The organism is Micromonospora sp. NPDC049240, assembly GCF_040647835.1.
Lineage (GTDB): Bacteria > Actinomycetota > Actinomycetes > Mycobacteriales > Micromonosporaceae > Micromonospora.
Genome location: NZ_JBEZCX010000005.1, coordinates 339,310 through 350,276, shown reverse-complemented (window position 1 = coordinate 350,276; position 10,967 = coordinate 339,310). Strand labels below are relative to the sequence as shown.

Below are 10,967 nucleotides of genomic sequence, written 5' to 3'. Positions count from 1 at the left end.
CTCCCCGCCGTCGCCGGGGGGGCGTTCCCGCTGCTGTTTTTGTTATTGGGGGGGCCCCTTGTTAACAGACGTCTGTTAACAAGGGGCCCCTCCTTTCACGCGGAGCGCGTTACTTCATCCGGGTGCCGGTGGAGCGCAGGTGCTCGCAGGCCTCGACCACGCGGGCGGCCAGGCCGGCCTCGGCCAGCTTGCCCCACGCCCGCGGGTCGTACTGCTTCTTGTTGCCGACCTCGCCGTCGATCTTCAGCACACCGTCGTAGTTGCGCAGCATGTGGTCCGCGACCGGGCGGGTGAAGGCGTACTGCGTGTCGGTGTCGATGTTCATCTTCACCACGCCGTAGTCCAGCGCCTCCCGGATCTCCTCCAGCAGCGAGCCGGAGCCGCCGTGGAAGACCAGGCTGAGCGGCTTCTCCTTGCCGTACTTGGCGCCGACCGCGTCCTGGATCTGCTTGAGCACCTCGGGGCGGAGCTTCACGTTGCCCGGCTTGTAGACGCCGTGCACGTTGCCGAAGGTCAGCGCCGCCATGTAACGGCCCTTCTCGCCCAGGCCGAGCGCCTCGACCATGGCCAGGCCGTCGTCCACGGTGGTGTAGAGCTTGTCGTTGATGGCGTTCTCGACGCCGTCCTCCTCGCCACCGACGACGCCGACCTCGATCTCCAGGACGATCTTGCCCTTGGCGGCCTCGGCGAGGAGCTGCTCGGCGATCTCCAGGTTCTCCGCCACCGGCACGGCCGAGCCGTCCCACATGTGCGACTGGAACAGCGGCTCCTGGCCGTTCTTGACCCGCTCCTGGGAGATGGCCATCAGCGGCCGGACGAACTTGTCCAGCTTGTCCTTCGGGCAGTGGTCGGTGTGCAGCGCGACCGTCACCGGGTAGTTCTTGGCCACCTCGTGCGCGTACGCGGCGAACGCGGTCGCGCCGGTCACCATGTCCTTGACCGACGGGCCGGACAGGTATTCCGCGCCACCGGTGGAGACCTGGATGATGCCGTCGCTCTCCGCGTCGGCGAAGCCCTTGAGCGCCGCGTTCAGCGTCTGGGAGGAGGTCACGTTGATCGCGGGGTACGCGTACCGGCCGGCCTTGGCCCGGTCCAGCATCTCCGCGTAAGCCTCGGGGGAAGCGATGGGCATGTCGAACGCTCCTTACTTACCGCTCTCGGCCGTACAGGCCGTCGTCTTTCCTCGGGTGCGCCGGACCGCGCTGTCCACCGCGGGCAGTATCCCGTAGAAGCGAACGCGGGACACAACCGACCCGGGCACCGCTCACCGTTCCTCCAGACGGTCCGGCACGGCGACGCTGATCAGCCAGCTCACCACCGACACCACGATGGCCCCCCAGAAGGCGGCCCAGAAGCCGTCGACGTGGAACGGCAGGCGCAGCACGCCGGCGATCCAGTCGGTCAGCAGGAACAGCAACGCGTTCACCACGAGCGCGAACAGACCGAGCGTGAGCAGGTAGAACACACAGCCGAACACCTTGATGAGCGGCTTGAGCACCGCGTTGACCACGCCGAAGACGAGCGCCACCACGATCAGCGTGAACACCGTGTTGCCGCCGTTGCGGCCGGTGACATGCACCCCGGGCACGATCAGCGTGGTCACCCACAGCGCGACCGCGGTGATCGCCAGCCGGATGAGGAAGCCCACGTGACCATCCTGGCATTCCGGCCACGCGCCGGGTAGCGCAATCGCCGACTCCGCGCTTCGCCCGGCTCCGAGCGGTGGCCCGGACCAGCCCGTACGGTGGTGGGGACACGGTCGGAACGAGACGCAGGGAGGGACGATGGGACAGCCCGACGAGGACTTCGCCCCGAGCGACCACCTCGCTCCGGAGGAACGGGACCCCGAGGCGGAGCCGGCCGACGCGGTCGAGCAGGCCGCCCCGGCCACCCTCGACGACACCGACGGTGAGCCGCACCGGGGCCTGGAGGTCGCCGACTGGGACGCCATGGAGCAGGCCCGCGTGGTGGGCGCCGACGAGGACGACTACCGCTGACGATGGTCAGCGCAGGCTGACGACCTGCGCCGGGTGGGCGGCGGTCCAGTCGGCCAGCCGGTCGCCACGCAACGCGGCCAGGAAGCCGTCGACGAGTGTCGGGTCCGCTTCGAAGCCGCGCGCCGTCCATTCCTGGTAGCGGACCGGCAGGCCGAGCGCGACCGGGTCGGCGGTGCCCGCCCGAACGGCCACGGAGAGCAGCGCCGGCAGGGACAGGTCACCGGTGTCCGTGGTCAGGGCCGGGCCGACCTGGCCGACCAGCCGGCCGAGGCGTACCGGATCGGTGGTGATCCCCTGCTCGTGAATCTGGCGGAGCAGGCCGGCCGCGTACCGGAGCGCGTTGCGTTCCCGGTCCAGCACGGCGTCGCGCAGGCCGTACCGCTGTCGGAGCAGGTCCACCGCCTGCGCGCCGTCGAGGCGCTGACAGCCGGCCGGGAAACGCCGGTCGGTGTGCACCGAGCGCACCGCCGCCGGCAGGCAGACCGGTACGCCGCCGACCGCGTCGGTGAGCGTCCGGGTGGCCTGGTAGGTGAGCACCGCCCCGGCGTCCACCCGCGCCCCGGTCAGCCGGGTGACCGCCTGGCGGGTGGCCCGGTAGCCGGCCGCCAGGTCACCCGACCCGGCACCCAGGGCGAAGGTCGCGCTGAGCTTGTCCGTCCCGCCGCCGGGCATCGGCACGAGCAGGTCACGCGGGATGGACACGAGGTAGAGCCGGCTCCGGTCGGCCGGCACGTGCACCAGCACGATCGAGTCGGCCCGGCTCGCGTCCGCCTGGTCCAGGCCGAGCAGCAGCACGTTCAGCGCGGTGGCGGGGGGCGGCGACGGCGCGGCGGTGGCGAGAGGCGTGGGCTGTGGTGGTCGGGGCGCCACCACGGTGAAGCCGACGAGCGCGACGGCGGCCACCGCCAGCGCGGTGCCGGCCAGGCGTACCCGCCGACGGCGACGACGTCGACGGGCCACCGCCCGGTCGATGGCGGCCCGGACCGGGCCGGTGGACGGCGTCAGCGCCTCGTACCGGGCGAACGCGGCCCGCAGCTCGTCCTCGATCATGAGCAGACCTCCACGTGTTCGGCTCGGAGCGTGGCCAGGGCGCGCGAGATGCTGGACCGGACGGTGCCGACGGCGCAGCCGAGCACGTCGGCGATCTCCGCGTCGGACAGGTCCTCGTAGTAGCGCAGCACCAGCGCGGCGCGCTGCCGTCGCGGCAGCCGGGACAGCCAGGACCAGACCTGGTCCCGGTCCACCGCGGACTGGGCGTGGTCGGCGGGCGCGGGCACCGCGTCGTCCGGCTCGCCACGCAGCAGCACCCGGCGGGCCCACGAGCCGCGCCGCCAGTCCACGAACTGGTTGGTGAGCATCCGGCGCACGTACCGTTCCGGCGCGTCGGCGCGGGCCACCCGTCGCCAGTGGAGCTGGACCCGGACCATGGTCTCCTGCACCAGGTCCTGGGCCTGGTGCGGGTCGCCGGTCAACATGACCGCGTACCGCAGCAGCGCGCCCAGCCGCGCGTCGACGAACTCCTCGTACGTCACTGCACCTCCCGGTGTCCCGCTCGATAGACGGGCCCGGGGGCACCGAACATTGCGGCGGCGGTGATCAACCGTTCGGTCAATGTTCGCCGTTCGGGGCACCGGGCCGGCTTAAGGAATCTTTAAGCTCCACGGGCTCCACCTGATCATCCCCACGGGAGGACCCCCTACATGCTCAGCAACTCCACCCGGCGCTGGCTCGCCGGGTTGGGCGTCGCAGGCGCGTTCGTCGCCGCCTCCGCCATTCCCGCGTCGGCCGCGGATCCGGCCGTCCAGCTCGCGCTCTACTTCCCGAACACCACTGTCGCCCTGGGCAGCGAGGGCAAGATCGAGACGCCCTACGTGTACGCCAGCGAGCCGGTCGTGGTGAACAACCTGACCGTCCGCTACGACTACTCCGGGCTCGCCGGCAAGGCGAAGATCACCCCGGAGATCGACGGCGACTGCACCGCCCCGGCCAAGAACGTCCTGCTCTGCCAGGAGCACTTCGAGGTCGGCATCGACGAGTGGGGCATCGCCGGCCTGCTCAACATCAACATTGCACCGGCCGCAGGCGCGAGGGACGGCGACTCCGGCGACCTGAAGGTCACCGTCAGCGCCGACGGCGTGACGTCGGCCAGCCACACCGCCACCGTGAAGATCGGTGAGGGCGTCGACCTGGCGGGCGGCCCCGAGGTGACCCGCAGCGCCGCCCCGGGTGGTTCCTTCACCGCGCCGCTGGCCGTGCGCAACGCGGGTGAGACCACCGCGAAGGGCGCCGTGGTCGTCTTCGACCAGGACTACGGCATCCGTACGAGCAAGCACTACAGCAACTGCACCTACGTGGAGGACTGGCTGCGCACCTGCTCCTTCCCGGACCTCACAGTGGCCGGCGGCGAGACGTTCGCCGCGACCGTGCCCTACACGGTCGCCAAGGACGCGTACGCACCGGGCGCCGACTACGCGTACCACAACTGGATGACGGTCGCCGAGTTCGACGACTTCACCGACTACCTGGACAGCCAGGACATCTCGGTCGGCAAGCCGGGCACCGAGGGGCCGCTGGTGCTCACCAAGCAGTCCGCCGTGCAGGCCCGCTCCTTCCAGGCCGACCCGAACCCGGAGAACAACTGGTCCGGCATGGAGGTCAAGGTCACCGGCAAGAACGGTGTCGACCTGGCCGCCATCGGCGACTCGGTGTCCGGCAAGAAGGGCGACGTGGTCAAGGCGACCGTGGGCGTCCGTAACAACGGTCCGGCCACGCTCGACTTCGGCCGCAGCGGCTCGCCGGTCACCAAGATCGACGTTACCGTTCCGACCGGCACCACCGCGGTCGAGGTGCCCGACAACTGCATGCCGCTCAACGGCAACGACGGCGACTGGCAGGAGCCGGGTACGCCGGGCGCCAAGGCCTACCGCTGCTACCCGGACATCTTCATCCAGGCCGGCGAGGAGCAGACCGTCGAGCTGGGCCTGCGCATCGACAAGGTCGTGCCGAACGCGACCGGCGCGGTGGTCATCAACGCCAAGTGCGAGTGCGAGGGCTTCCAGGACGACACCAACAAGGCCAACGACGCCGCGAAGCTCGTCGTGAACGCCGCTCCGGGTGGCGACGGCGGCCAGGGTGGCGGTGACGGCGGCACGCTGCCGATCACCGGTTCCTCCACCGGCCTGATCGCCGGCATCGGCGCGCTGCTGCTCGCCGCCGGCTTCGGCGGCTACGTGGTGGCCCGCCGCCGCAAGACCCGCTTCGTCGCCTGACCGAACCACACCGGGTGCCCCGCCGACCACACCGGTCGGCGGGGCACCCCCACATCCAGAGCACCCCGAAAGAAAGACCCAAAAGCAGCACGGTCCGACGGGAAACGACCACGACAGGGTTTCCGGGGGAGCCCGACCCGCGCAGGGATCAAGCCTGACCGCCCGGAGCGGGTCGGGCTCCCCCGGAAACCCCCACGACACCAAGGCAAAGATCAAGGAACATCAACCAAGTGCTGCTGACCCTCACCACGACCCACCGCCCCGCCACCGACCTCGGCCACCTCCTCGTCAAGCACCCGGACCGCGTGCAGAGCTTCGACCTGCCCGCCGGCACCGCGCACGTGTTCTACCCGGAGGCGGACGAGGCGCGGTGCACGGCGGCGCTGCTGGTCGAGGTGGACCCGCTGAAGCTGGGCGGGGGCCGGGGCCGCCGGCAGTCGACCTCCCCGGAGGGCTTCACGCTCGGGCAGTACGTCAACGACCGCCCGTACGCCGCCTCCAGCCTGCTCTCCTCGGCGCTGACCAAGGTGTTCCGCTCGGCGCTGCGCGGCGAGTCCCGGGACCGCCCCGAACTGGCCGCCACCGACCTCCCGCTGACCGTACGGGTGCCGGTGCTGCGCTGCCGGGGCGGTGCCGAGCTGGCGGTACGTGTCTTCGCCCCGCTCGGCTGGACCGTGACGGCCACCCCGGTCCCGCTCGACGAGACGTACCCGGACTGGGGTGACAGCCGCTACGTAGACCTGACGCTGACCGGGACGCTGCGGCTCGCCGACGCCCTCAACCACCTGTACGTGCTGCTGCCGGTGCTGGACGACGCCAAACACTACTGGGTCGCCCCGGACGAGGTGGACAAGCTGCTGCGGGCCGGCTCCGGCTGGCTGGCCGACCACCCGGAGCGGGGCCTGATCACCCGCCGCTACCTGGCGCACCGCCGGGCCCTGGCCGGCGCGGCGCTGGCCCGCCTGGCCGAGCTGCGCCTGGCCGACGAGCCGTCCGCCGACGACAGCGTCGACCCAGGCGCCGCCGAGGACGCGCCGGCCGGGGACGCGGACCCGCGTCGCACGTCGCTGGCGGTACGCCGGCGGGAGGCGGTGCTCGCCGCGTTGCGCGACAGCGGCGCGAGCCGGGTGCTGGACCTGGGCTGCGGTGGTGGCGCGCTGCTCACCGCGCTGGCCGCCGACCGGCGGTTCACCGAGGTGGTGGGCGTCGACGTGGCCGACCGGTCGCTCGCCACGGCGGCCCGCCGGCTGCGGCTGGACCGGCTGCCGGAGCGGCAGCGGGACCGCATCCACCTGCGGCAGTCGGCGCTGACCTACCGGGACGACCGGCTGCGCGGCTACGACGCGGCGGTGCTGATGGAGGTGGTCGAGCATCTCGACCCGCCCCGGCTGCCGGCGCTGGAGGACGCGGTGTTCGGCCACGCCCGCCCCGGCACGGTGGTGGTGACCACCCCGAACGTGGAGTACAACGTCCGCTACGAGGGACTCGCGCCCGGCCGGTTCCGGCACGCCGACCACCGGTTCGAGTGGACCCGGCCCGAGTTCGCGGCCTGGGTGGCCCGGGTGGCGGCGGCGCACGGCTACACCGCCACGATCGGCGGCGTCGGCGACGACGACCCCGAGGTGGGCAGCCCCACCCAGCTGGCGGTCTTCACCCGGAACGACCGCGACGACCGGAAGGAGGAGACGAGCCGATGACCGTTCTGGACATTCCCGAGCTGGCGCTGGTGGCGCTGGTCGGCGTCTCCGGCGCCGGCAAGTCCACGTTCGCCCGCCGCCACTTCGCGCCCAGCCAGGTGCTCTCCTCGGACATGTTCCGTGGCCTCGTCGCCGACGACGAGAACGACCAGTCGGCGTCCGCCGACGCGTTCGACGCGCTGCACCACGTGGCCGGCATCCGGCTACGACGCGGTCGGCTGACCGTGGTGGACGCGACGAACCTCCAGCCGCACGCCCGGGCCGGGCTGATCCGGGTGGCCCGGGAGCACGACGTGCTGCCGGTGGCGATCGTGCTGGACGTGCCGGAGACGGTGGCCTGGGAACGCACCGAGGCGCGCACCGACCGGACGCACGGCCGGCAGGTCCTCACCCGGATGCGGCGTGACCTGCGGCAGTCGTACGGGCGGCTGGCCCGGGAGGGCTTCCGCAAGGTGCACGTGCTGCACGGGGTCGAGGAGATCGACGCGGCCGAGGTCCGCTACGAGAAGCTGTTCAACGACCGCCGCGAGCTGACCGGCCCGTTCGACATCGTCGGGGACGTGCACGGCTGCCGCGCAGAGCTGGAGGCGCTGCTGTCCCGGCTCGGGTACGCGCTGCGCCGCGACGACGCGGGCCGCCCGGTGGACGCGTCACACCCGTCGGGGCGTACCGCGGTCTTCGTGGGTGACCTGGTGGACCGCGGCCCGGACTCGCCCGGCGTGCTCCGCCTGGTGATGGGCATGGTGGCGGCCGGGCACGCGATCTGCGTGCCGGGCAACCACGAGCAGAAGCTGCTGCGCAAGCTGCGCGGCCGGGACGTGCGGCTCACCCACGGCCTGGCCGAGACGATGGCGCAGCTCGCCGCGGAGCCGGCGGAGTTCGTCGCCGGGGCGGAGGCGTTCATCGACGGCCTGGTCAGCCACTACGTGCTCGACGGCGGCCGGCTGGTGGTGGCGCACGCCGGTCTGAAGGAGGCGTACCACGGCCGGGCGTCCGGCCGGGTGCGGTCGTTCGCGCTCTACGGCGAGACCACCGGCGAGACGGACGAGTACGGCCTGCCGGTGCGTTACCCGTGGGCGCGCGACTACCGGGGTTCGGCCATGGTCGTGTACGGGCACACGCCGACGCCGGAGCCGGAGTGGGTCAACAACACGATCTGCCTGGACACCGGCTGCGTGTTCGGCGGCAAGCTGACCGCGCTGCGCTACCCGGAGAAGGAGCTGGTGGCGGTCCCGGCGGAGCGGGAGTGGTACGCGCCGGCCCGCCCGCTGGTCCCGCCCGCCCCGGCGCGGCCGGACACCGTGCTGGACGTGGCGGACGTGACCGGTCGGCGGCACCTGACCCACGCGTACGGGTCGCTGACCGTGCCGGCCGAGAACGCCGCCGCCGCGCTGGAGGTGATGAGCCGGTACGCGCTGGACCCCGGCCGGCTGGTGTGGCTGCCGCCGACCATGGCGCCCTGCTCCACGTCGACCGTGGAGGGGTTCCTGGAGCACCCGGCGCAGGCGTTCGCCGACTACCGCGCGGCCGGCGTCGACCGGGTGGTGTGCGAGGAGAAGCACATGGGCTCCCGCGCCGTGGTGCTTGTGGAACGGGAGCCGGGCCGGTTCGGCGGCGGGGCGGTGCACACGCGTACCGGCCGGCCGTTCTTCGGGCCGCCGCTCGACCACGAGCTGCTGGCCCGGGTGCGCGCCGCGGTCACCACCGCCGGTCTCTGGGCCGAACTGGACACCGACTGGCTGCTGCTCGACACGGAGCTGCTGCCCTGGTCGGCGAAGGCGGGCGGCCTGATCCGCGAGCAGTACGCCAGCGTGGGCGCGGCCGGCCGGGCGGCGCTGCCGGCGGTGCTGGCCACGCTGGACGCCGCGGGCGGGCGCGGGCTGCCGGTGGACGGGTTGCGGGCGCGGATGGCCGAGCGGGCCGCCGAGGTGACGGCGTACTCGGCCGCGTACCGGGCGTACGTCGGTCCGACGGACGGGTTGCGCGGCGTCACGCTGGCCCCGTTCGCGGTGCTGGCCGGTGCCGGGGCGAGCTACGCGGACCGGAACCACGGCTGGCATCTGGCGCTGGCGGACCGGCTCCGCACGGCCGACCCGGAGTTCTTCACGCCGACCCGGCGGCTGGTGGTGGAGCTGGCCGACGAGGCGGCGGTGTCGGCGGCCACCGACTGGTGGCTGGCGCTGACCGCCGCCGGTGGCGAGGGCATGGTGGTCAAGCCGTACGCCGGCCTGGCCGCCCGGTCGCCGAAGGGCTCGTTGCTCCAGCCCGGGATCAAGTGCCGGGGTCGGGAGTACCTGCGGATCATCTACGGTCCCGGGTACACCGAGCCGGCGCAGCTCGCCGCGCTGCGCAAGCGTTCGCTGGGCCGCAAGCGCGGCCTGGCGTTGCGGGAGCACGGCCTGGGCCTGGCCGCCCTGGACGCGCTCGCCGAGGACGCTCCGCTCTGGCGTCGTCACGAGCTGGTGTTCGCGATCCTCGCCTGCGAGTCCGAGCCGGTCGACCCGCGCCTCTGACCCCCGCCCACCCCGGGGGCAGGGGGTGGGCGGGTACCCTATGTGGCCGTGGACACAGCAGAGAAGACCCGGATGATCTCCGAGAACGTGGCGTTGAACCCGCTCGACCCGAAGGACCTCATCCACACCTTCGGGATGATCGGCGTCTGGGCGATCCTGTTCGCCGAGACCGGTCTGCTGGTCGGCTTCTTCTTCCCGGGTGACTCGCTGCTCTTCCTGGCCGGGGTGGCCGCCTCGCCGGTGGCCGACGCCATCTTCGGTGACGGCACCCGGCTGTCGCTGGCCGGGCTGATGATCGGCGGCCCGATCTGCGCGATCGCCGGCGCGCAGCTCGGGCACTGGCTCGGCGCGCGTTACGGCCGACGCATGTTCGACAAGCCCAACTCCCGGCTGTTCAAGCGGGAGTACGTGGCGAAGGCGGAGTACTACTTCCAGAAGTTCGGCCCGGCCAAGGCCGTGGTGCTGGCCCGGTTCATCCCGATCGTGCGGACGTTCCTGAACCCGGTGGCCGGGGTGCTCGGCATGCCGGCCCGGCAGTTCTTCGTGTGGAACGTGGTCGGCGCGGTCCTCTGGGTGGACGGCATCCTGCTGATCGGCTACCTGCTGGCCCGCCAGATCTACGACGCCATCGGCGACAAGATCGACAGGTACATCCTGCCGGTCGTCGCGTTGATCATCCTGATCTCGGTGCTGCCGATCTTCTTCGAGTTCCTCCGCGACCGGAGGGCGCGCAAGCGCGGCGAGGCGGTCGCGGTGATCGCCGCGGCGACCGCGGCCGGCGCCGTGGACGCCGCCCGGGACGCCCTCGACGGCGACGACCACCCGCACGGGCACGGCGGCCAGCACCGCCGCTGACCGGTTCGGACACACCGAAGGCCGGCCCCCGGGCGGGGGCCGGCCTTCGCGTCTGACCTGTCGGGTCGCGGGTGACACGGATGACGACAGCCGTCACCGTGCGTCGATGGCGCCACCCCTGGCACGCCACCGGTCACCCACATCCGGGCGGAACGGCCTGTCGGGTTCGACGCGCGTGTCAGCGCGCCGGGACCCGGCCGGCCGACCCGTCCGCAAACGGGCCGTGGTGTCAGCGAGCCTTCTTGGTGGCCCGCTTCCGCGGCGGGGTGAGCAGATCCGCGATCGTGGCGATCGCGGTCGGCACCAGCCGGTAGTACGCCCAGACACCGCGCTTCTCCCGCTCCAGCAAGCCGGCCTCGGTGAGGATACGCAGGTGGTGACTGACCGTCGGCTGCGAGAGGCCGAGCGGCGCGGTGAGGTCACACACGCACGCCTCCCCCTCGGGAGCCGACTGGATCAGGCTGAGCAGCCGCAGCCGGGCGGGGTCGGCGAGGGCCTTGAGGACCCCCGCCAGCCGCTCGGCGTCGGCGCGTTCGATCGGCTCGCCGGCAAGCGGCGAGATCTGAGGCATGGTCATTTCAGCCAACGCAGTTCCCACGTATTCCATCCTTCCACCAGCAGCATCGATCCGCCTGC

Annotated in this window: 10 protein-coding genes; 5 read left to right on the top strand and 5 right to left on the bottom strand. The window is 72.4% G+C overall.

Annotated features, from left to right (window positions below):
- Nucleotides 1-109: 109 nt before the first annotated feature.
- Both fbaA and AB0B02_RS10550 read right to left on the bottom strand, forming a co-directional pair.
- Entirely contained in the window at nucleotides 110-1,132 is a 1,023-nt protein-coding gene (gene fbaA, locus AB0B02_RS10555; RefSeq protein ID WP_281933610.1) for a class II fructose-bisphosphate aldolase, read from the bottom strand.
- Nucleotides 1,133-1,264: 132 nt separating this feature from the next.
- The gene (locus AB0B02_RS10550; protein ID WP_281933612.1) at nucleotides 1,265-1,648 is read right to left on the bottom strand and encodes a phage holin family protein; all 384 of its coding nucleotides are present in this window, start codon (nucleotides 1,646-1,648) and stop codon (nucleotides 1,265-1,267) included.
- A 136-nt stretch (nucleotides 1,649-1,784) separates the two neighbouring features.
- Between AB0B02_RS10550 and AB0B02_RS10545 the strand changes: the two genes are divergently transcribed.
- On the top strand, nucleotides 1,785-1,997 hold the full coding sequence (locus AB0B02_RS10545; RefSeq protein WP_281933614.1) for a hypothetical protein: 213 nt from the start codon (nucleotides 1,785-1,787) through the stop codon (nucleotides 1,995-1,997).
- Nucleotides 1,998-2,003: 6 nt separating this feature from the next.
- On the opposite strand, the gene AB0B02_RS10540 is transcribed toward AB0B02_RS10545, so the two are convergent.
- Together AB0B02_RS10540 and AB0B02_RS10535 are read right to left on the bottom strand one after the other, a co-directional pair.
- Nucleotides 2,004-3,047: an LCP family protein gene (locus AB0B02_RS10540; protein WP_357299042.1), complete on the bottom strand. Its 1,044-nt coding sequence runs from the start codon at nucleotides 3,045-3,047 to the stop codon at nucleotides 2,004-2,006.
- Nucleotides 3,044-3,529, bottom strand: a complete 486-nt coding sequence (locus AB0B02_RS10535; protein WP_281933618.1) for a SigE family RNA polymerase sigma factor — start codon at nucleotides 3,527-3,529, stop codon at nucleotides 3,044-3,046. Before AB0B02_RS10535 ends, AB0B02_RS10540 begins: the two co-directional genes overlap by 4 nt.
- Before the next feature lie 168 nt (nucleotides 3,530-3,697).
- Between AB0B02_RS10535 and AB0B02_RS10530 the strand changes: the two genes are divergently transcribed.
- From AB0B02_RS10530 to AB0B02_RS10515, 4 genes are all read left to right on the top strand, one after another.
- Nucleotides 3,698-5,266: an LPXTG cell wall anchor domain-containing protein gene (locus AB0B02_RS10530; protein WP_357299038.1), complete on the top strand. Its 1,569-nt coding sequence runs from the start codon at nucleotides 3,698-3,700 to the stop codon at nucleotides 5,264-5,266.
- A gap of 230 nt (nucleotides 5,267-5,496) precedes the next feature.
- Nucleotides 5,497-6,963 (top strand): 3' terminal RNA ribose 2'-O-methyltransferase Hen1, encoded by a 1,467-nt coding sequence (locus AB0B02_RS10525; protein ID WP_357299035.1) that lies wholly within the window; start codon nucleotides 5,497-5,499, stop codon nucleotides 6,961-6,963.
- Complete coding sequence (locus AB0B02_RS10520; protein ID WP_357299032.1) at nucleotides 6,960-9,476, top strand: polynucleotide kinase-phosphatase; 2,517 nt, start codon at nucleotides 6,960-6,962, stop codon at nucleotides 9,474-9,476. Before AB0B02_RS10525 ends, AB0B02_RS10520 begins: the two co-directional genes overlap by 4 nt.
- A gap of 72 nt (nucleotides 9,477-9,548) precedes the next feature.
- Nucleotides 9,549-10,331 carry a DedA family protein gene (locus AB0B02_RS10515; protein WP_107162643.1) on the top strand — a complete coding sequence of 261 codons (783 nt, stop codon included), beginning with the start codon at nucleotides 9,549-9,551 and terminating at the stop codon, nucleotides 10,329-10,331.
- Nucleotides 10,332-10,560: 229 nt separating this feature from the next.
- Here AB0B02_RS10515 and AB0B02_RS10510 read toward each other — a convergent pair whose 3' ends face one another.
- Nucleotides 10,561-10,938, bottom strand: coding sequence for a metalloregulator ArsR/SmtB family transcription factor (locus tag AB0B02_RS10510; RefSeq protein ID WP_007073957.1), 378 nt, complete (start codon nucleotides 10,936-10,938; stop codon nucleotides 10,561-10,563).
- Nucleotides 10,939-10,967: the final 29 nt, after the last annotated feature.